This window comes from Pseudomonas bharatica, from assembly GCF_048586865.1.
GTDB lineage: Bacteria > Pseudomonadota > Gammaproteobacteria > Pseudomonadales > Pseudomonadaceae > Aquipseudomonas > Aquipseudomonas bharatica.
This window is the reverse complement of sequence record NZ_JBMAWR010000005.1, coordinates 128972-148220: the sequence shown is the minus strand read 5'-3', so window position 1 is coordinate 148220 and position 19249 is coordinate 128972. Positions and strand designations below refer to the sequence as shown.

Annotated in this window: 20 protein-coding genes; 8 read left to right on the top strand and 12 right to left on the bottom strand. The window is 63.7% G+C overall.

The genetic code is table 11. From position 1 onward, the window contains the following. Positions 1-596 precede the first annotated feature (596 nt). Entirely contained in the window at positions 597-2102 is a 1506-nt protein-coding gene (mqo, locus tag ACKLLE_RS08725; RefSeq protein ID WP_064303618.1) for a malate dehydrogenase (quinone), read from the top strand. Positions 2103-2305: 203 nt separating this feature from the next. On the opposite strand, the gene ACKLLE_RS08720 is transcribed toward mqo, so the two are convergent. The 4 genes from ACKLLE_RS08720 to ACKLLE_RS08705 form a co-directional block, all read right to left on the bottom strand. After that, on the bottom strand, positions 2306-2596 hold the full coding sequence (locus ACKLLE_RS08720; RefSeq protein WP_064303617.1) for a PA4642 family protein: 291 nt from the start codon (positions 2594-2596) through the stop codon (positions 2306-2308). A 61-nt stretch (positions 2597-2657) separates the two neighbouring features. Beyond that, positions 2658-3125, bottom strand: coding sequence for a hypothetical protein (locus tag ACKLLE_RS08715; RefSeq protein WP_064303616.1), 468 nt, complete (start codon positions 3123-3125; stop codon positions 2658-2660). 67 nt (positions 3126-3192) lie between these two features. After that, a complete protein-coding gene (locus ACKLLE_RS08710; protein WP_420057632.1) occupies positions 3193-3690 on the bottom strand; it encodes a WbuC family cupin fold metalloprotein in 498 nt (165 codons plus the stop codon). After that, positions 3671-4228, bottom strand: coding sequence for a hypoxanthine-guanine phosphoribosyltransferase (locus ACKLLE_RS08705; protein ID WP_009405927.1), 558 nt, complete (start codon positions 4226-4228; stop codon positions 3671-3673). Before ACKLLE_RS08705 ends, ACKLLE_RS08710 begins: the two co-directional genes overlap by 20 nt. Positions 4229-4393: 165 nt before the next feature. Here ACKLLE_RS08705 and upp point away from each other — a divergent pair, with 165 nt between their 5' ends. Beyond that, complete coding sequence (upp, locus tag ACKLLE_RS08700; protein ID WP_009405928.1) at positions 4394-5032, top strand: uracil phosphoribosyltransferase; 639 nt, start codon at positions 4394-4396, stop codon at positions 5030-5032. Positions 5033-5034: 2 nt separating this feature from the next. Continuing rightward, positions 5035-6309 carry a uracil-xanthine permease family protein gene (locus tag ACKLLE_RS08695; RefSeq protein WP_009405930.1) on the top strand — a complete coding sequence of 425 codons (1275 nt, stop codon included), beginning with the start codon at positions 5035-5037 and terminating at the stop codon, positions 6307-6309. Positions 6310-6370: 61 nt separating this feature from the next. Here the strand turns inward: ACKLLE_RS08695 and hemH are convergent, their stop codons facing one another. Together hemH and ACKLLE_RS08685 are read right to left on the bottom strand one after the other, a co-directional pair. Next, complete coding sequence (hemH, locus tag ACKLLE_RS08690; protein WP_420057630.1) at positions 6371-7384, bottom strand: ferrochelatase; 1014 nt, start codon at positions 7382-7384, stop codon at positions 6371-6373. Between the two features lie 12 nt (positions 7385-7396). Further along, positions 7397-8299: a TIGR01777 family oxidoreductase gene (locus ACKLLE_RS08685; RefSeq protein ID WP_420057629.1), complete on the bottom strand. Its 903-nt coding sequence runs from the start codon at positions 8297-8299 to the stop codon at positions 7397-7399. Positions 8300-8490: 191 nt separating this feature from the next. On the opposite strand from ACKLLE_RS08685, the gene ACKLLE_RS08680 reads away from it, so the two are divergent. The 5 genes from ACKLLE_RS08680 (at position 8491) to ACKLLE_RS08660 (ending at position 13566) form a co-directional block, all read left to right on the top strand. Then, a complete protein-coding gene (locus ACKLLE_RS08680) occupies positions 8491-9477 on the top strand; it encodes an NAD(P)/FAD-dependent oxidoreductase (RefSeq protein ID WP_420057627.1) in 987 nt (328 codons plus the stop codon). A gap of 111 nt (positions 9478-9588) precedes the next feature. Then, positions 9589-10545 (top strand): YbgA family protein, encoded by a 957-nt coding sequence (locus ACKLLE_RS08675; RefSeq protein WP_420057626.1) that lies wholly within the window; start codon positions 9589-9591, stop codon positions 10543-10545. Then, entirely contained in the window at positions 10535-11476 is a 942-nt protein-coding gene (locus ACKLLE_RS08670) for a MerR family transcriptional regulator (RefSeq protein WP_420057625.1), read from the top strand. The genes ACKLLE_RS08675 and ACKLLE_RS08670 overlap by 11 nt, the downstream gene beginning before the upstream one ends. Further along, positions 11436-12863, top strand: a complete 1428-nt coding sequence (gene phrB, locus ACKLLE_RS08665) for a deoxyribodipyrimidine photo-lyase (protein WP_420057624.1) — start codon at positions 11436-11438, stop codon at positions 12861-12863. Before ACKLLE_RS08670 ends, phrB begins: the two co-directional genes overlap by 41 nt. Position 12864: 1 nt before the next feature. Next, positions 12865-13566 (top strand): SDR family NAD(P)-dependent oxidoreductase, encoded by a 702-nt coding sequence (locus tag ACKLLE_RS08660; RefSeq protein ID WP_420057622.1) that lies wholly within the window; start codon positions 12865-12867, stop codon positions 13564-13566. 150 nt (positions 13567-13716) lie between these two features. Here ACKLLE_RS08660 and ACKLLE_RS08655 read toward each other — a convergent pair whose 3' ends face one another. The 6 genes from ACKLLE_RS08655 to hemA all read right to left on the bottom strand — a co-directional run bounded on the left by ACKLLE_RS08655 (position 13717) and on the right by hemA (position 19083). After that, entirely contained in the window at positions 13717-14235 is a 519-nt protein-coding gene (locus tag ACKLLE_RS08655; protein ID WP_420057621.1) for an acyloxyacyl hydrolase, read from the bottom strand. A gap of 121 nt (positions 14236-14356) precedes the next feature. After that, positions 14357-15154 (bottom strand): glutamate racemase, encoded by a 798-nt coding sequence (gene murI, locus ACKLLE_RS08650; protein WP_064303606.1) that lies wholly within the window; start codon positions 15152-15154, stop codon positions 14357-14359. Continuing rightward, positions 15147-15902 carry a molybdopterin-synthase adenylyltransferase MoeB gene (locus ACKLLE_RS08645; RefSeq protein WP_064303605.1) on the bottom strand — a complete coding sequence of 252 codons (756 nt, stop codon included), beginning with the start codon at positions 15900-15902 and terminating at the stop codon, positions 15147-15149. The genes murI and ACKLLE_RS08645 overlap by 8 nt, the downstream gene beginning before the upstream one ends. Further along, the gene (gene prmC / locus ACKLLE_RS08640) at positions 15896-16726 is read right to left on the bottom strand and encodes a peptide chain release factor N(5)-glutamine methyltransferase (protein WP_064303604.1); all 831 of its coding nucleotides are present in this window, start codon (positions 16724-16726) and stop codon (positions 15896-15898) included. Before prmC ends, ACKLLE_RS08645 begins: the two co-directional genes overlap by 7 nt. Further along, positions 16727-17809 (bottom strand): peptide chain release factor 1, encoded by a 1083-nt coding sequence (prfA, locus tag ACKLLE_RS08635; protein WP_064303603.1) that lies wholly within the window; start codon positions 17807-17809, stop codon positions 16727-16729. Then, on the bottom strand, positions 17806-19083 hold the full coding sequence (gene hemA, locus ACKLLE_RS08630; protein WP_009405954.1) for a glutamyl-tRNA reductase: 1278 nt from the start codon (positions 19081-19083) through the stop codon (positions 17806-17808). The genes prfA and hemA overlap by 4 nt, the downstream gene beginning before the upstream one ends. Between the last annotated feature and the right edge of the window lie 166 nt (positions 19084-19249).

The window sequence follows — 19249 nt, the reverse complement described above, 5'->3', positions numbered from 1 at the left end:
GCAAGAAAAGTCTGCAATAAAGGCCATTTCTGCCCGCGACATCGTTATAATCTGCCCCCGATTATAAGGACGTCTCCTGATCGGGCCCCGCAACACCGCCAATGTCATGCATCGGCATTCCCAAGATCGCCCACAGAGAGCCGTTCACACAGGTCTTGCGCAGCCGGTGTGCCCGCTTTTCGGCCCTCCACGCTCTGCACTGAACCTGACGAGCCTGCCCTGCACGGCTCCTTTTTGAGGTTCACGACTCCAAAAGAGCGTGAAAAAACGGGTTTTCACAACTTCACAAGAGTGTGGCGAGCATGAACAGTCTGGTATGTGCAAAAGCATCATCAGTACCCCTGGCAGCTTCAGGCAGTGGGTATCGGCCCTCATCCGAGGTGAACGACTGAGGCCGGTCCACAGCGCACGACGGGCACCTCGACCATAAGTCGAATTGCCGAACCGGCCGCTGGATGCGTTCATATGCAACGTAGAGAGCCCGGTTGGCAGTGTCCGTGAACGTTGGAAAAACTGTGAAGTAGCGGATAGGGCATTCCGGCGGGTCCGGGGTCCTATGCTGTCAATTAGGTGCTGATGATTTTGGAGATGCGTTAATGGCGCAGAACGAAGCAGTCGATGTAGTACTGGTGGGCGCGGGCATCATGAGTGCCACCCTGGCCGTGCTGCTCAAGGAGCTCGACCCGGCGATCAGGCTGGAAGTCGTCGAGTTGATGGATTCGGGTGCCGCGGAAAGTTCCAATCCGTGGAACAACGCCGGTACCGGCCATGCCGGGCTGTGTGAACTGAACTACACGCCTCAGGCTGCCGACGGCAGCATCGACATCAAGAAAGCGGTGCACATCAACACCCAGTTCGAGGTTTCCCGGCAATTCTGGGCCTACCTGAGCAAGAAAGGCGCGTTCAGCTCGCCACGGGCGTTCATCAACCCCGTGCCGCACCTGAGCTACGTCGAGGGTGACAAGGGCATCGCCTTCCTCAAGAAGCGCTACGAGCTGCTCAAGCAGCACCACGCCTTCGCCGAAATGGAATACACCGAAGACCATGCGGTGATGAAGGACTGGATGCCGCTGATGATGCCGGGCCGCCCGGCGGACCAGAAGATCGCCGCGACCCGCGTCATGAAAGGCACCGACGTCAACTTTGGCGCCCTGACCAACAAGCTGCTCAAGCACCTGGGCAACGCTGCGGACGCGCAGGTCAAGTATTCCAAGAAGGTTACCGGCCTGCGCCGTAACGGCAGCGGCTGGACTGTCACCGTCAAGGACGTCAACAGCGGCAGCAGCCGTGATGTCGATGCCCGCTTCGTGTTCCTCGGCGCCGGTGGCGCGGCCCTGCCGCTGCTGCAGATGTCGGGCATCCCGGAAAGCAAGGGCTTCGGTGGCTTCCCGGTCAGCGGCCAGTGGCTGCGTTGCGACAATCCGGAAATCGTCAAGCAGCACCAGGCCAAGGTCTACAGCCAGGCCGCCGTGGGCGCTCCGCCAATGTCGGTACCGCACCTCGATACCCGCGTGGTCGATGGCAAGAAATCCCTGCTGTTCGGCCCATACGCCGGCTTCACCACCAAGTTCCTCAAGCACGGCTCGTTCCTCGACCTGCCGCTGTCGGTGCGCATGGGCAACATCGGTCCGATGCTGGCCGTGGCCCGCGACAACATGGACCTGACCAAGTACCTGGTCAGTGAAGTGATGCAGTCGATGGAACAGCGCCTGGACTCCCTGCGCCGCTTCTACCCGGAAGCGAAAGCCGAGGACTGGCGCCTGGAAGTGGCTGGCCAGCGCGTGCAGATCATCAAGAAGGACCCGAAGAAAGGCGGCATCCTGCAGTTCGGTACCGAACTGGTGGCTGCACAGGACGGCTCGCTCGCCGCGCTGCTGGGCGCTTCACCAGGCGCCTCGGTGACCGTGTCGATCATGCTGGAACTGATCGAGCGCTGCTTCGCCGACAAGGCCAAGGGTGCCTGGGCCGAGAAGCTCAAGGAAATCTTCCCCGCCCGGGAGAAGGTCCTGGCGGCCGACGCCGAGCTGTACCACAAGGTCGCGGCCTACAACGACGAGGCCCTGGGCCTGGTCGAAAGCAGTCCGGCGCCTAGCTACGCCTGATCTGCACCCATGAAAAAACGCCCATCTGGGCGTTTTTTTATGTCTGCCGATTTGTGATGCTTACACCACTGGAAAGCACAATACAGCCCCTGTGGGAGCGGGTTCATCGGGGCGCCGAACCGCCGCGATTACGGTGGTGAATCCACCTACGCAATCGCGGGTGAACCCGCTCCCACAGGGTCGGCGTCAGGCCATAGAGATGTTCAACCCCGGGCCTTTTCGATGATCTCGATGTATTCCGGCGCATTGCGCTGGTCGGCGATTACCTCGACGAAGGTCTTGCCGTGCTCGTCCTTGCCGTCCAGGTCATAACCTGCCTCGACGAAGAAACCGACGAAGCGCTCGAAGTCGTCGATGCGCATGCCGCGGTAGCCCTTGATCAGCTTGTGATGCGAAGGGGAGCCCTGGCCCTCGGCCGGCTCGTACTGGAGGAAGGATTTGACGTAGTCGTCGCTGATCTCGTCGCCAATCACCTGCTTCTTGTCTTTACGCATTACCGACTCCAACTGAACCATCAAGGACATTTTCCAATGGGCCGGGAGTGTACCCCGCCGCTCAGCGCGTGCGAAGGGTTCCGGTATGCAGGTCGGCCCAGATATGCCCGTTGGCGTAGCTGAGGAACTGGACGTAGACGATGTCGTTGCGCAGCAGGTCGAGGATCACCTGGTACTGCGCCGGCGCATAGTTGAGGGTCAGGGTGCGGGTCGCGCTGTCGTAGGCCGGTTTGCGCAGGCTCTTGCCCTCGCCGTCGAAGCTGATGACCACCTGGCTGATGCTGGCGCCCTGGTTCAGCGGCTTGCCCTTGAGGCGCATGGTCAGCGACGAGGTGATCGGCAATGGCTGCTGGCTGGACTGGCGCTGGTTGCCCACTACCACCGAATAGCTGGTGACCTGCAACAGTTGCTGGCTTTCCGGAGCATCCTGGCGTACGGCCAGTTCATCCGGCGGCAGGAACTGCCCATGCATCGGCGCAGCAGCGACGGGAAAACCGAGGAACAGGAGAAGCGGGAGAATCGCACGCATGACAGGCTCCTTGAAGGCGGCCTGGCACTCTAGCATGGCAAAAGGGCCCTGGCGGGGCCCTTGCGGATCAATCGAACTGCGCAAGCATCCAGGCTTGATAGGCTGCCACCTCCGGCTCGCCTTCCCGCGGCGCCCAGGGTGCCATGTCGCCGTCGGCCACCGGACGATAAGGCCCGGCCTTGCACTCGAACATCACGCTGTCGCGTTTTAGCACCACCAGGCCATGGAAAATCCCCGGCGGCAGGTCGACGCCCAGGCAGTCCCCACCCGGCTCCAGGATACGCTTGTCGATGACCGTGCCCGCCTCGTCGAAAATCAGCAGGCCCAGCTTGCCCTTGAGCACGATCAGGGTTTCCGCCTTGTCCAGCGCCTGGTGGCGATGTGGCGGGATGTAGGTCTCGGGCTGCAGGCCGACCGCCATCCGGTGGCACGGATCTTCCATCGCATGGAAGTTATGGTGCTGACGTCCGCGTGGGCTCTGCGCGGCCTTCTGCGCGACATCGGCAAACAGCGTTTGATCGAGGAACTGGGTGTTGCTCACGGTTTCAGAGTCCTTTGACGGCATAGATGCCATTGGCGTTGCGCCAGTAGCCTTTGTAATCCATACCATAACCGAAGACGTAGCGATCGACGCAACTCAGCCCGGTGAAATCGGCCTTCAGGCCAGGGCTGGCCTTGCGCTCATGGTCCTTGTCGATCAATACCGCCGTATAGACGTTGCGCGCCCCGGCATGGCGGCAGAAATCAAGAATCGCGCTGAGGGTATGACCTTCGTCGAGGATGTCGTCGATGATCAGCACGTCGCGGTCGATGAACGAGACTTCCGGCTTGGCCTTCCAGAACAGGTCGCCGCCGCTGGTCTGGTTGCGGTAGCGGGTGGCGTGCAGGTACGAGGCTTCCAGCGGGAACTGCAGCTGGGTCAGCAGTTTGCCGGCGAAGATCAGGCCGCCATTCATCACGCAGAACACCACCGGGTTGCTCTCGGCGAGCTTTTCGCTGATTTCCACGCCGACGCGGACGATCGCCGCTTCGACTTCGGCTTCGCTGTGCAGGCAGTCGGCTTCCCGCATGACTTGGCGGATGTGCTCGAGATCAGCGGACATGAATGCTCTCCAGGTGGTCAGGTTTTGGAAAAGCGGGCAAAGGTACGCATCCACACGCACCAGATCAAGCATTTATGGACTAACGTCCTGTATGCCTATAGGAGCACGTGGACGAATAGATTAATCTAGCGCGGTTTTTTTGCCCGCATTCCGGAGCCCTCCCCTATGCCCATCCGTGAGATCCGCCATCCGCTGATCCGCCACAAGCTCGGCCTGATGCGCCGCGCTGATATCAGCACCAAGAACTTTCGCGAACTCGCCCAGGAAGTCGGCGCGCTCCTGACCTACGAGGCCACCCAGGACCTGCCCCTGGAAAGCTATGAAATCGATGGCTGGTGCGGCAAGGTCCAGGCCGAGAAGATCGCCGGCAAGAAGATCACCGTGGTTCCGATCCTGCGCGCCGGCATCGGCATGCTCGACGGCGTGCTGAGCCTGATTCCGGGCGCCAAGGTCAGCGCCGTGGGCGTGGCACGCAACGAGGAAACCCTCGAAGCGCACACCTACCTGGAAAAACTCGCGCCGGAAATCGACCAGCGCCTGGCCCTGATCATCGACCCGATGCTGGCCACCGGCGGTTCCATGGTCGCCACCATCGACCTGCTCAAGCGCGCCGGCTGCAAGGACATCCGTGCGATGGTCCTGGTCGCGGCGCCGGAAGGCATCGCCGTGGTGGAAAAAGCCCACCCCGACGTACAACTCTTCACGGCTTCGATCGACCAGCGCCTGAACGAAGACGGCTACATCATTCCCGGCCTGGGCGATGCCGGCGACAAGATCTTCGGTACCAAGCAGAAGGACGCCTGAGCATGCAGGACGAGTTCAACGACCCGCTGTGGCGGCAGATCGTCTCGGGCGCGCAGATGCTCTTCGTGGCCTTCGGCGCCCTGGTGCTGATGCCGCTGATCACCGGCCTGGACCCGAACGTGGCATTGTTCACCGCAGGCCTTGGAACCATCCTGTTCCAGGTGGTGACCGGCCGTCAGGTCCCGGTGTTCCTCGCCTCCAGCTTCGCCTTCATCACGCCGATCATCCTCGCCAAGGGCCAGTTCGGCCTGGCCGAGACCATGGGCGGGGTGATGGCCGCCGGCTTCGTCTACACCTTCCTGGGCCTGGCGGTGAAGATCAAGGGCACCGGTTTCATCGACCGCCTGCTGCCGCCGGTGGTGATCGGCCCGGTGATCATCGCCATCGGCCTGGCCATGGCGCCGATCGCGGCGAACATGGCCATGGGCAAGGCCGGTGACGGCAGCGTCCTGATGCCGTACAGCACGGCGATGATGATCTCCATGCCGGCGCTGCTGACCACCCTGATCGTCGCCGTGTTCGGCAAGGGCATCTTCCGCCTGGTGCCGATCATCGCCGGCGTGCTGGTGGGCTTCGCACTGTCCTTCGCCTTTGGCGTGGTCGATGTGGCCAGGATCGCCGCGGCGCCCTGGCTGGAACTGCCGAAGTTCACCGCCCCGGCGTTCAACTGGCAGGCCATCCTGTTCATTGTCCCGGTCGCCCTGGCTCCGGCGATCGAGCATATCGGCGGAGTGATCGCAGTGGGCAGCGTGACCGGTCGCGACTACCTGAAGACCCCGGGCCTGCATCGCACGCTGCTGGGCGACGGCATCGCCACCACCACTGCCGGCCTGTTCGGCGGCCCGCCCAACACCACCTACGCCGAAGTCACCGGCGCGGTGATGCTGACCAAGAACTACAACCCGAAGATCATGACCTGGGCGGCGATCTTCGCCATCGTCCTGGCCTTCATCGGCAAGTTCGGTGCGCTGTTGCAAAGCATCCCGGTACCGGTGATGGGCGGGATCCTCTGCCTGCTGTTCGGCTCCATCGCGGCGGTGGGCATGAATACCATGATCCGCCACAAGATCGACCTGAGCGAGGCTCGCAACCTGGTGATCGTCTCGGTGACCCTGGTGTTCGGTATCGGCGGCGTGCTGGTCGGCAGCGGCGACGGCCCGGACGACTGGGGCCTGAAGGGCATCGCCCTGTGCGCCATCGTGGCCATCGGCCTGAACCTGCTGCTGCCGGGCAACGATAGCTGGAAGAAGAAAGTAATGGACGATCATCTGCCGTGAGCCGGTGATCCTCCGCTGAACGAAGAAGGGGCTGCATGTGCAGCCCCTTCTTCGTTTCAGGTCAGGCCCGCTCGCAGAGCGTGGCCAGGGCCTCGATCCATTGCGGATGGTCATTGAGGCACGGCACCAGGGTAAGCTCCTCGCCGCCCGCCTCGATGAACTGCTCGCGGCCGCGGTCACCGATCTCCTCCAGGGTCTCGATGCAATCGGCGACGAAGGCCGGGCACATCACCAGCAGCTTCCTGGTTCCGCCCTTGGCCAGCTCGTCGAGGCGCGTTTCGGTGTAGGGCTCGATCCACTTGGCCCTGCCCAGGCGCGACTGGAAGGATACCGACCACTTGCCGTCCGGCAGGCCCATCTGCCGGGCGAACGCCTCGGCGGTGCGCAAGCACTGGGCGCGGTAACAGACGGCAAGGGTCTCGGCCGGGGCGTTGCGACAGCAGTCGGCATTCTGCAGGCAGTGATTGCCGGTAGGATCGACTTTCTTCAGATGCCGTTCCGGCAGGCCATGGAAACTCAGCAGCAGGTGATCGAACGCCTGTTGCAAGTACGGCCTGGCACTGGCGACCAGCGCATCGATGTACTCGGGCTGGTCATAGAAGGGACGCAACTCGCGCATCTCCAGCGGCAGGTTCTGCTCGCGGATGGTGGCCCTGGCCTGCTCCACCAGGGTCGTCACGGTGCTATCGGCGAATTGCGGATAAAGCGGCGCCAGGGTCACCTTGCGTACGCCCTGGGCGGCAAGGCGCTGCAGGACCGTCGGCAGCGCCGGCTCGCCGTAGCGCATGGCGATTTCAACCGGGCCGTGACGCCAATGAGGACGCATCGCCTCCTGCAGGCGCAGGGTCAGCACCACCAGCGGCGAACCCTCCGGCCACCAGATGGAGGCATAGGCGTGGGCCGACTGTTCCGGGCGTTTGATCAGGATCAGCGACACCAGCAGACGCCGAACCGGCCACGGCAGGTCGATGACATACGGGTCCATCAGGAACTGGTTGAGATAACGGCGCACATCGGCGACGGAAGTGGACGCCGGTGAACCCAGGTTGACCAGCAGCAGAGCATGATCGGTCATGCAACATCCTTTTCAGAGGCGCGCAGACAAGTCGTCCAGCGCCGATTGCACATCGTTGAAACGGAAGGTGAAACCCGCCGCCAGGGCCCGGACCGGCCGGGCCCGCTGGCCGCCGAGCAGCAGCGTGGACAACTCGCCCAGCCCGGCCTTGAGCACCAGCGCCGGCAACGGCATGAAAGCCGGACGATGCAGGGCTCGCCCCAGGCGCCGGGCGAACTCGCGATTGCGCACCGGCTCCGGAGCGCAGGCATTATAAGGACCGCTGGCGTCCTCGTGCTGCAAGAGAAAATCGATCAGGGCGATTTCGTCGTCCATATGGATCCACGGCATCCATTGCCGACCATCGCCGATAGGCCCGCCCAGCCCGAGCTTGAACGGCAGGCGCAGGCGCGACAAAAAGCCGCCCTCGGCGGACAGCACCAGCCCGGTCCTGATCAATGCCACGCGAATGCCCAGGGCCTCGGCACGCAGGGCGGTTTCTTCCCAGGCGATGCACAATTGGCTGGCGAAGTCTTCCTTCACCGGACGCGACGCTTCGGTCAGCTCGCGTTCGCCACCGTCGCCATACCAGCCGACCGCCGAGCCCGACAGCAGCACCGACGGTCGCTGCTGTCGCCGCTCGAGCCAGGTGAGCAGGTGTTCGGTCAGGGTGATCCGGCTTCCCCACAGCTGCGCGCGCCGGGCCGCGGTCCAGGGGCGATCGGCAATCGGTGCACCGGCCAGGTTGACCACCGCATCCAGCACCCCGTCGCCGTAGTCGTGCAATTGGCCGATACCTCGAACTCCCGCGCCACACAGCTTTCCAACTTCATCAGGGCGCCGGCTCCAGACGGTCAGGTTATGCCCCTGATCCTGCCAATGACGACACAACCGCTGTCCGATAAGGCCTGTACCGCCGGTCAGCAATATATTCATGGCCGTGTCCTCTCTGTGGCGTGTGCTGGTCTATTTTTAAGAGCAAGGCACTTTTTTGACCGTTCACTCTGGGATAAACATAGGCCAACCTGTTGTAAAGAGCCGGTTAATCTTATACACAATGCCAGGGTTGTACAGGTTTTATTGACAGCGAGGCTGTCCGTACACATCACGGGTTCGAAGAGGCCATCATGACTGTACCTATCGCCATCATCGGTGCCGGCATCGCCGGACTCTCCGCAGCGCAGGCATTGCAGAAGCAGGGGCTGGCCGTTCACCTGTTCGACAAGGGCCACGGCAGCGGCGGGCGCATGGCCAGCAAGCGCAGCGACGCCGGCGCGCTGGACCTCGGCGCGCAATACTTCACCGCGCGCGACCGGCGCTTCGTCGAGCAGGTCCAGCACTGGCAGGACAAGGGCTGGGTCGCCGAGTGGAAACCGCAGCTGTACAACTATCGCGACGGCCAGTTGACCCCGTCCCCCGACGAACAGACGCGCTGGGTCGGCGTGCCGCGCATGAGTGCGATCACCCGCGGCCTGCTCAAGGACGTCACGGTGAACTTCAGTTGCCGTATCAGCGAAGTGTTTCGCGGCAAGCACTACTGGCACCTGCAGGACACCGACGGCTGCAGCCATGGCCCGTTCAGCCGGGTCATCGTTGCCGTACCCGCCCCCCAGGCCACGCCGTTGCTGGCAGCCACGCCGAAACTCGCCGCGGCCGTGGCAGGCGTGCAGATGGAGCCGACCTGGGCCATCGCCCTCGGCTTCGACACGCCGCTCGATACGCCGATGCAAGGCTGCTTCGTCCAGGGTTGCGCCCTCGACTGGCTGGCGCGCAACCGCAGCAAACCGGGCCGTGACGAGCACCTCGACACCTGGGTCCTGCATGCCAGTTCGAGCTGGAGCAAACAGCACATCGACCTGCACAAGGAGGCCGTGATCGAGCAGTTGCTGGGCGACTTCGCCGAACTGGTCGGCTGCGCCGTACCCGCCCCGAGCTTCACCCTGGCGCACCGCTGGCTGTACGCCCGTCCCGCCGGCAGCCATGAATGGGGCGTGCTGGCCGATGCCGACCAAGGCCTCTATGCCTGCGGCGACTGGTGCCTGTCCGGTCGGGTCGAGGGGGCCTGGCTCAGCGGCCAGGAAGCAGCGCGTCGGCTGATCGAACACCTGGAATAAACCCTGCGGGCATGGCGACCTCTACAGGGATATTGACTTGTACAACCTTGGGCCTATGCTAGGCGTAAGTTGTACATGTTTTTATCTTTGTACAAGAAAGGTCGTCACCGCATGTCCCACACCAAGCCGAAAATCGCCCTCAGCGCCTGCCTTGCCGGGGCAGAAGTCCGCTTCAACGGCGGCCACAAGCAGTCCCGTTTGTGTACCGATGTGCTGGCCGAGCACTTCGAACTGCTGCCCGTCTGTCCGGAAGTGGCCATTGGCCTTGGCACGCCACGCGCGGCGATCCATCTCAGCGGTGACCCGGAAAACCCCCGGGCCGTTGGCAGCCGTGATCCATCCCTGGACGTTTCCGACGCGCTGCGCGCCTACGCCGAGCAAACCGCCGCGGAACTGGACGACATCTGCGGCTACATCTTCATGCAGAAATCCCCGTCCTGCGGCCTGGAGCGCATCAAGGTCTACCAGGCCAACGGCTATCCCGCCCGGCAGCTCTCCAGCGGCCTTTACGCCGCGCGCTTCCGCGAACTGCGCCCTGACCTGCCATTGGAAGAAGAAGGCCGCCTGCACGACCCGGTGCTGCGGGAAAACTTCATTACCCGGGTACTGGCCTATGCCGACTGGCAGCGTTTGCGCAGCGAGGGGCTGAGCAGGCATGCACTGATCGCCTTCCACTCGCGCTACAAGTACCAGTTGATGGCGCACAACCCCGAACAGTACAAGGTACTCGGCAAGCTGCTCGGCAGCATGACGCGCCAGGATGATCCCGAGGAACTGGGCACGCGCTATTTCAGCCAGTTGATGAGCGCCCTGTCGCGCTGCGCCAGCCGTGGCACCCATGGCAACGTGCTGATGCACCTGAGCGGCTATCTGCGGGACTTCCTCGGCCCACAGGACAAGCAGGAAATCCGCCGCCTGATCGATCAGTACATGGCCGGCGTGGTACCGCTGGTAGTGCCGATGACCCTGCTCAAGCACCATCTGCGACATCACCCCGATCCCTACCTGCTGGCCCAGGTCTACCTGCAACCGCATCCGGAAAACCTGAGCCTGCGCAATGCCATCTGATCAACTGCTGCCAATCCGCGAAATCGCCCGCCTCACCGGGGTCAACCCGGTCACCCTGCGCGCCTGGGAACGACGTTACGGCCTGGTGGTGCCACAGCGCACCAGCAAGGGCCATCGCTTGTATAGCAGCGACCAGGTACAGCGGATCCAGGCCATCGTGTCCTGGCTCAACCGCGGTGTCGCGGTCAGCCAGGTCCTGCCGTTGCTGGACGCCGATCCGCCATCGGCAGGGCGCAATACGGGGGATGACTGGTCCGTGCTGTCGGCGCACCTGACCAACTGCATCGCCCACCTTGGCGAACGTCAGCTCGACCAGCAGTTCAACCAGGCCATGGCGCTGTATCCGGCGGCCACCCTGTGCGAACAACTGCTGCTGCCGTTGCTGGACCAACTGGAAGTGCGCTGGCAGGTTCATCCTTGTGCCCAGGTAGAACGGGCATTTTTCCACAGTTGGCTGCGCAGCAAGCTGGGCCTGCGGGTCTACCACAACAACCGCCAGCTCAACGGCGTGCCGGTGCTTTTGCTCAGCACCGGCAACCAGGCCATCGATCCGCACCTGTGGCTGTGCGCCTGGCTGGTCAGCGACGCGGGTTGCCCGGTGGAGGTTTTCGATCTCCCGCTGCATGGGCGCGACCTGGCCATGGCAGCAGAACGCCTCGGCGCCGGGGCATTGCTGCTCAGCGTCAATGCCGTTGCGGACTGTGAGCAACTGCGTCGCGACCTGAACCCGCTCGAGGTGCCGAAACTCCTGTTCGGCGCTGCGGTCATCCTTCATAAGCAAGCACTGGGCGACGATCCAGGCTGGCATCTGCTCGACACGCCATTGGCGGCACAGCGTTGCCTGCACGGCCTGGGAGCGCTTGCTGCCCCTATCTCCACGGAAACCCTGAATGCAACTGATCTGGCTGCGCAACGACCTGCGAATCCATGACAACACCGCACTGTGCGCCGCCAGCGAACGCGGGCCGACCCTGGCCCTGTGGCTGGTCAGCCCCGGGCAATGGAAAGAACACGACGACGCGCCGTGCAAGGTGGATTTCTGGCTGCGCAACCTGCGCGAACTCCAGGGAGCACTGGCCCACTACAACATCCCGCTGTTGATCGGCCATGCCGAGCACTGGCGAGACGCGCCGCAGGTGGTGCTGGAGGTCTGCCAGGCACACGGCGTGCAGGATGTGCACGTCAACGAGGAATACGGCATCAACGAAACCCGGCGTGACCGCCAGGTTGGCGAGCTGCTGCAGCGTCACGACATTCGCCTGCACAGCCACCTCGACCAGTTGTTGTTCAAGCCGGGCACGGTTTTGACCAGGAACGATGGTTACTTCAAGGTCTTCACCCAGTTCCGCAAGGCCTGTTACCAGCGCCTGCACCATGCCCTGCCGCCGTTGCAGAGACTGCCGCGCAAGCAGGACAGGCCAGCCGTGGCCAACGACGCCATTCCCGAAGCCATCGAAGGCTTCGCGCTCCCCTGCGACACGCTGCGCGACCTGTGGCCGGCAGGAGAACGCCACGCCCGCAAGCGTCTGGAGGATTTCGCCCAGGACGCCATGGCCGACTATCCCGAGCAGCGCGATATACCGTCGGTGGACGGCACCAGCCAGCTTTCGCCCTATCTCGCGGCCGGCGTGGTCTCGGTGCGCCAGTGCCTGCACGCGGCGCTGGCGCACAATCACGGCGAGTTCGAGAGCGGCAACCCCGGCGCGGTTACCTGGATCAACGAACTGCTCTGGCGCGAGTTCTACAAGCATGTGCTGACAGGGTATCCACGGGTTTCCCGTCACCGCGCCTTCCGTCCGGCCACCGAGGCAGTGCAATGGCGCGATGCCCCCGAAGACCTCAAGGCCTGGCAGGAAGGCCGCACCGGCGTGCCGATCGTCGACGCCGCCATGCGGCAACTGCTCGCCACCGGCTGGATGCATAACCGTCTGCGTATGGTCGTGGCGATGTTCCTGAGCAAGAACCTGCTGATCGACTGGCGCAAGGGCGAAGCATTCTTCATGCGTCACCTGATCGACGGCGACCTCGCCGCCAACAACGGTGGTTGGCAGTGGAGCGCCTCGACCGGAACCGATTCAGTGCCTTATTTCCGGGTATTCAACCCGGTGAGTCAGTCGGAACGCTTCGACAAAAAGGGACGCTTCCTGCGACACTGGCTGCCGGAGCTGAAAGACCTCGACGACAAGGAAATCCACAGCCCCGGCGGCCTGTTTTCGGTAAAGGGTTATCCACAACCCATTGTCGATCTGGGCACGAGCCGCCGCCGGGCCATCGAGGCATTCAAACAACTCCCGAAAGAACAAGAAGTCGAGCACTAACGTGACAACCGAGCACAGCAAACGAATCTGGGTCACCGGCGCCAGCAACGGCCTCGGTCACGCATTGGCCTTGCACCTGCTTGCCCTCGGTCACCGTGTGGCAATCAGCGGGCGAATGCCCTTCGAGCCCCTGCCAGAGCACCTGATCCCCGGCTGCCTGGAGCTGCACGGCAACCTCGCCGAGGCGGCCGACGCCGAAGCCATGAGCGTGCGCATCCAGGAAGAATGGGGTGCGCTGGACCTGCTGATCCTCAATGCGGGGTCTTGCGATTACCTCGACGGGGCGTCCAGCGGTACGGCGATGTTCGAAACGCTGATCGCCAGCAACGTGAGCGCCAGCACACATTGCCTGAGCAACGCCGTGCCGCTGCTGCTGGCCGGCAGGAAGCCGCAGGTCGTGGGGATCCTCAGCAGCATCACCGCACTTCAGCAGCATGAAGGCAGCCAAAGTCCCACGGCACATAACAGCTTGGGCCAGTGGTTCAGCGAAATGCGCAGCCAACTGGCGCCACAGGAAATAGACCTGACCCTGGTTACGCCGCAAACCGTGAAGAAGCCGGTGACCTCGACGATCGCTCTGCCGCAGCGCTGGACGGCAGACACGGCGGCGTTGGCAATCATCGACCGGCTGCCGCAGCGGATGCCGGAGATGGTGCTGGAAGCCATGTCGGTGAGTAGCCTTTGGCCTTTGCGGCGAACCTGAGGGCCTAATCGCTGGCAAGCCAGCTCCCACAGGGGTTGCGGTGCACGCGATCCCTGTGGGAGCTGGCTTGCCAGCGATGAGGCCCGTAAAAACGACACAAAGCCAGAAACACCGCCATCTCCGGCGGCGTTTCTTTCAATCCATCAAACTTCAGAGCGCCATGCGGTAATGCAGGGCGAAGCTCTCGACACCATCGTTGGGCTGGCTGATGCCGGCGTTGGAGTAATGGATTGCCCGGACACCGACCTCATGCCCTCCCGCAAAGCGCAGACCGAAGCCGATGCGGTCCTCGAACTGGAAGGAGCCGCCCAGGTTGTTGCTTTCCAGCTTGGTGTGGGCGAATGCCGCGACGCCGATCCCCGCCTCGATATAAGGCTTGACCGAACCGCCAGCGAACTCGTAGACGAATACCGGCGCGAACGACAGGCTGTGGTTGCTCGAGGTTTCGTCACCGTCCCAGTAGGTGTAGCCAGCATCCCAGTAGCCGGTCAGGCGACCGACGCTGGTCTGCCACCAGCTGGCGTCCCAGTTGGACTCCAGGCCGAGACGATAGGTCATGGTCGAATCGCTGGTCTGGCCGACTGCGAAGGTGATGTCCGCAGCTTGTACGGTGAATGCTTGCCCCAGGGTTGCAACTGCAAATGCAGCCGCGCAAATCAGTTTCTTCATGAGAAACGTCCTTTATAGAAATCCTGCTTGTTGGTTTTTTGTCCCATCAGACAACATATCAGAAATCAGCGCTTACAAAGGAGTTCAGTGAATTTTCGACTTTTTGTGAAAATTTTGTCGATTACCGGCAGAAGCTTCGCACAAGGTCCGATTTTTTCCACAACAACGGCAGGATGTTTTTCAGATGCTGGGGATCCGCGCTGGTCCAGAACTCTGCCGGCCGGGCGGGACCGGTGGCGAGCAGCTCGCGCTCGGCCAGCAGGCGCTGCAACTGGCGGGCAACTGCGGCCCCCGTATCGATGATCGCCACGCTGGGCGGAACCATCTGGCTGAGCAGCGGACGCAGGAAGGGATAGTGGGTGCAGCCGAGGATAATGGTGTCGCAACCGGCAGCCAGCAGAGGCTCGACGTAGCCTTGCAGCAACTGGCGCAGCGCCGGGCTGTTCAGGTCACCCGACTCGATGCGCTCCACCAGGCCGGGGCACGGCTGGGTCACCACCTGGACATCGGTAGCGAAGCGGTCGAGCAATGCCGCGAACTTGGCACTTTGCAAGGTACCGGTAGTAGCCAGCACACCGACCACGCCGCTGCGGGTCGCTGCGGCCGCCGGCTTGACCGCAGGCTCCATGCCGACCAGCGGCCAGTGCGGGAATTGCTCGCGAAGGTCGGCGGCGGCGGCCACCGTCGCGGTATTGCACGCCAACACCAGGGCCTTGACGCCCTGCTCCTGGAAGAAACCGGCAACAGTGCGACAACGCTGACGGATGAACTCGGGAGATTTTTCCCCGTAGGGAATGTTCCCGCAATCGGCGACATACAGCAGCGACTCGTTGGGCAGCAGCCGGGCTATCTCGGCCAGGACCGAGAGGCCGCCGACGCCGGAGTCGAATACGCCGACCGGCGCCGAGGCATCAACCATGTTGGCTCCCGCACACCGCGCAGCCCGGATCGCGCTTGACCCTCAGCTCGCGGAAACGCGTGCCCAAGGCATCCACCAGCAGCAGGCGGCCCACCAGCGGCTCGCCGAAGCCGGCCAGCAGTTTCAGCGCTTCCAGCGCCTGCAAGCTGCCGACCAGCCCGACCAGCGGCCCGACGACGCCGGCTTCGCTGCAGGTCAGTTCCGCATCGCTGCCGTGGCCATAGAGACAGTGGTAGCAGGGGCTGTCCGCACGCCGTGGATCGAACACCGACAACTGTCCTTCCAGACGGATCGCCGCGCCGCTGACCAGCGGCTTGCCGGCCTGGACGCAGGCCGCGTTGACCGCTTCGCGAGTGCCGAAGTTGTCGGAGCAATCCAGCACCAGGTCGATTGCATCCACCGCTGCGGCCAGGGAGTCCGCGTCCAGCGCGCGAGGATGGGCGACCAGCCGGATATCCGGGTTCAGCGCGCGCAGGCGGGCCAGCGCCGAGTCCACCTTGGGCTGGCCGACCGTGCTGCTGTCATGGATGATCTGCCGCTGCAGGTTGGTCAGGTCGACCGTATCGAAATCCGCCAGGTGCAAGGTCCCGACTCCCGCCGCCGCCAGGTACAAGGCGACCGGCGAACCGAGACCGCCGAGCCCGACGATCAGGGCGCTGGCATTCTTCAGGCGCAACTGGCCGTCGATATCGATCTGCGCCAGCAGGATCTGCCGGCTGTAGCGCAGCAGTTCCTCGTCGGTCAGCACGGCAGGCGCCCCAGGGTGATGCGCTCGTGGGCATTGAGGTCAAGACGGCTTTCGATCTGCTCGAAGCCGTGTCGGGCCAGCAACTCGCGCACCGCCGCAGCCTGGTCGTAACCGTGCTCCAGCAGCAGCCAGCCGCCTTCGACCAGGTGCGCAGGCGCTTCGGCGACGATCTGGCGCAGATCGTCCAGGCCGTCGGCGCCGGCCACCAGCGCACTGCTCGGTTCGAAACGCACGTCTCCGGCAACCAGGTGCGGGTCTTCGGCAGCGATATAGGGCGGATTGCTGATGACCAGCTCGAAACGCTGTCCGTCCAGGGCGCTGAACCAGTGGCTTTGCAGCACCCTGACGTTGTCCAGTTGCAGGCGCTCGCGGTTGCGCTCGGCCAGGGCCACGGCCTCGGCCACGCGATCCACGGCGGTGACCTGCCATTCACGACGCTCGCTGGCCAGGGCCAGGGCAATGGCGCCGGTGCCAGTGCCGAGATCGAGGACGCGGGCCTTTGTGGCAGGCTGCAGGGCCATGGCGGTTTCCACCAGCAGCTCGGTTTCCGGACGCGGGATCAGGGTATGCGGGGCAACTTCCAGATCAAGATTCCAGAAGCCTTGCTGGCCAAGGATATAGGCTACCGGCTCACCGGCGCGACGCCGTTGCAGGTACCCGGCGAAGGTCTGCGCCGCCTCGCTGGCGACGATGCGCTCCGGCCAGGTGTGCAGGTAGCTGCGGGTCTTGCCGATGGCTGCGGCCAGGAGCAATTCGCTGTCGAGGCGCGGTGTCGGCGAGTCGGGAAGCTCCGCGCTGCGGAGCAGGCTGGCGATAATGGTCATTCAATCACCCAGTGCGGCCAGTTGATCGGCCTGGTATTCCGCCAGCAACGGTTCGATCACGGCATCAACGCCCCCCGCCAGGACTTCGTCCAGCGAATACAGGGTGAGGTTGATGCGGTGGTCGGTGACCCGGCCCTGTGGATAGTTGTAGGTACGGATCCGTTCCGAGCGGTCGCCGGAGCCGACCAGCAGCTTGCGCTCGGATGCCATGGCGTTCTGCGCGGCGCTGGTCTGCATGTCGTTGAGCTTGGCCGACAGCCAGGACATCGCCCGGGCACGGTTCTTGTGCTGGGAGCGCTCTTCCTGGCATTCGACCACGATACCGGTGGGCAAGTGGGTGATGCGGATCGCCGAGTCGGTCTTGTTCACGTGCTGGCCACCGGCACCGGACGCGCGATAGGTATCCACGCGCAGATCGGCCGGGTTGATCTCGATGGCGACCTGCTCATCGGGCTCGGGCAGCACGGCAACGGTACAGGCGGAGGTATGGATGCGGCCCTGCGACTCGGTCTCGGGAACCCGCTGCACGCGGTGCGCGCCGGACTCGAACTTGAGCTTGCCGTACACCGCCTCGCCTTCGACGCGAGCAATGATTTCCTTGTAGCCACCGTGTTCGCCCTCGTTTTCCGAGAGGATCTCCAGGCGCCAGCCGCGCCGCTCGGCATAACGCGAATACATGCGGAACAGGTCGCCGGAGAAGATCGCCGCCTCGTCGCCGCCGGTGCCGGCGCGGATTTCCAGGAACACGTTGCGCCCGTCGTTCGGGTCTTTCGGCAGGAGCATGCGTTGCAACTGGTCTTCCAGCGCCTGCAACTGCTCCTTGGCTTCACGGACTTCCTCGACGGCCATCTCGCGCAGGTCGGGGTCGCTGTCCTTGAGCAGGGCTTGCGCGCCCTCGAGGTCATCCTGCAGCTTGCGCCATTGCACATACCCGGCGGCCACCGGCTCGACTTCGGCATATTCCCGGGAATAGGCGCGGAAGCGGGTCTGGTCGGAAATGACCTCGGCATCGCCGAGCAGCGCGGTCAGTTCCTCGAAGCGGTCCTGGAGGATCTCCAGTTTTTTCAGCAGCGACGCTTTCATTGCGGGGTTTTATCCGTGGGGCCCTCGTTGAGGGCAAAGAGTTCCTGGGCCATGGCCAGCGCATCGACGCGGCCCTCGGCAGAGAGCTTTTTCAGTTGCACGCTGGGAGCATGCAGCAGCTTGTTGGTCAGGCCGCGGGCGAGCTGCACCAGCACGTCCTCGGCGCTCGCGCCGTTGGCCAGCAGGCGCTGTGCCTTTTGCAGTTCCTCGTCGCGCAACCGTTCGCTCTGCTGGCGATAGGCACGCAACACATCCACCGCCGCCAGCTCGCGCAGGCGCGACATGAAGTCCTCGACGCCGGCGCAGACCAGCTCCTCGGCGGCCTGGGCGGCGCCCTGGCGGCTCTTGAGGTTTTCCGCGACGACATCGTGCAGGTCATCGACCGTATAGAGGTAGACGTCGTCCAGTTCCCCCACTTCCGGCTCGATATCCCGGGGCACGGCGATGTCGACCATGAAGATCGGCTTGTGCCGGCGCTGTTTCAGGGCGCTCTCCACCGCGCCTTTGCCGAGGATCGGCAACTGGCTGGCGGTGGAACTGATGACGATATCGCTGTTGACCAGTTCCTGTGGAATGTCCGCCAGCAGCACCGCACGGGCGCCGAACTGCTCGGCCAGGGTGCTGGCACGCTCCAGGGTCCGGTTAGCCACCACGATGCGCCGCACGCCCTGCTCATGCAGGTGGCGGGCGACCAGGGTGATGGTTTCGCCGGCCCCGATCAGCAGCGCCTGGCTGCGCCCCAGGTCGCTGAAGATCTGTCGGGCCAGGCTCACCGCGGCGAAGGCTACCGATACCGGGTTCTCGCCGATCGCGGTGTCGGTGCGTACCTGCTTGGCCGCGTTGAAGGTGGCCTGGAACAGGCGCCCCAGCAGCGGGCCTATGGTACCGGCCTCGCGCGCCACGGCGTAGGCCGACTTCATCTGGCCGAGGATCTGCGGCTCGCCGAGCACCAGCGAGTCGAGCCCGGATGCGACCCGCATCATGTGCCGGACCGCGTCGTGGTCCTCATGGATGTAGGCGCTGGCCCGAAGCTCCTCGACGCTCAACTGATGATAATCGGCCAGCCAGCGCAGGACGCTGTCGGCCGCCAGGTGGTCCTGCTCGATGTACAGTTCGCTGCGATTGCAGGTCGAAAGGATCGCGGCTTCGCGGCTGGCGGTCAGTCGACAGAGCTGCTGCAAGGCTTCGACCAGCTGCTCGGGGGTAAACGCCACGCGCTCGCGTACGTCTACCGAGGCAGTCTTATGGTTGATACCGAGGGCAAGAAAGGCCATTCAAGGTCGCTGGTTGTGACGTGAAGCCGATAATTGTCCTACTTCGCTGGATCGAGAACAACCACCGCTCGCGATTGTCTCTATAGACTGTATGCATAACGCCATCGCGAAGTGGGTTTGCCCAGGCGCTTGTGTCATGATGGCCCGACCGCAGGTTAGTCGCTCA

Coding starts and splice junctions, on each gene's coding strand:
- hemH (WP_420057630.1), bottom strand. CDS start 7,384: ATGACCGATCATGCTCTGCTGCTGGTCAACCTGGGTTCACCGGCGTCC.
- ACKLLE_RS08675 (WP_420057626.1), top strand. CDS start 9,589: ATGTCCCACACCAAGCCGAAAATCGCCCTCAGCGCCTGCCTTGCCGGG.
- ACKLLE_RS08695 (WP_009405930.1), top strand. CDS start 5,035: ATGCAGGACGAGTTCAACGACCCGCTGTGGCGGCAGATCGTCTCGGGC.
- prfA (WP_064303603.1), bottom strand. CDS start 17,809: ATGAAAGCGTCGCTGCTGAAAAAACTGGAGATCCTCCAGGACCGCTTC.
- ACKLLE_RS08670 (WP_420057625.1), top strand. CDS start 10,535: ATGCCATCTGATCAACTGCTGCCAATCCGCGAAATCGCCCGCCTCACC.
- hemA (WP_009405954.1), bottom strand. CDS start 19,083: ATGGCCTTTCTTGCCCTCGGTATCAACCATAAGACTGCCTCGGTAGAC.
- ACKLLE_RS08680 (WP_420057627.1), top strand. CDS start 8,491: ATGACTGTACCTATCGCCATCATCGGTGCCGGCATCGCCGGACTCTCC.
- ACKLLE_RS08705 (WP_009405927.1), bottom strand. CDS start 4,228: ATGTCCGCTGATCTCGAGCACATCCGCCAAGTCATGCGGGAAGCCGAC.
- mqo (WP_064303618.1), top strand. CDS start 597: ATGGCGCAGAACGAAGCAGTCGATGTAGTACTGGTGGGCGCGGGCATC.
- phrB (WP_420057624.1), top strand. CDS start 11,436: ATGCAACTGATCTGGCTGCGCAACGACCTGCGAATCCATGACAACACC.
- murI (WP_064303606.1), bottom strand. CDS start 15,154: ATGGTTGATGCCTCGGCGCCGGTCGGCGTATTCGACTCCGGCGTCGGC.
- ACKLLE_RS08715 (WP_064303616.1), bottom strand. CDS start 3,125: ATGCGTGCGATTCTCCCGCTTCTCCTGTTCCTCGGTTTTCCCGTCGCT.
- upp (WP_009405928.1), top strand. CDS start 4,394: ATGCCCATCCGTGAGATCCGCCATCCGCTGATCCGCCACAAGCTCGGC.
- ACKLLE_RS08720 (WP_064303617.1), bottom strand. CDS start 2,596: ATGCGTAAAGACAAGAAGCAGGTGATTGGCGACGAGATCAGCGACGAC.
- ACKLLE_RS08710 (WP_420057632.1), bottom strand. CDS start 3,690: ATGCCGTCAAAGGACTCTGAAACCGTGAGCAACACCCAGTTCCTCGAT.
- prmC (WP_064303604.1), bottom strand. CDS start 16,726: ATGACCATTATCGCCAGCCTGCTCCGCAGCGCGGAGCTTCCCGACTCG.
- ACKLLE_RS08685 (WP_420057629.1), bottom strand. CDS start 8,299: ATGAATATATTGCTGACCGGCGGTACAGGCCTTATCGGACAGCGGTTG.
- ACKLLE_RS08655 (WP_420057621.1), bottom strand. CDS start 14,235: ATGAAGAAACTGATTTGCGCGGCTGCATTTGCAGTTGCAACCCTGGGG.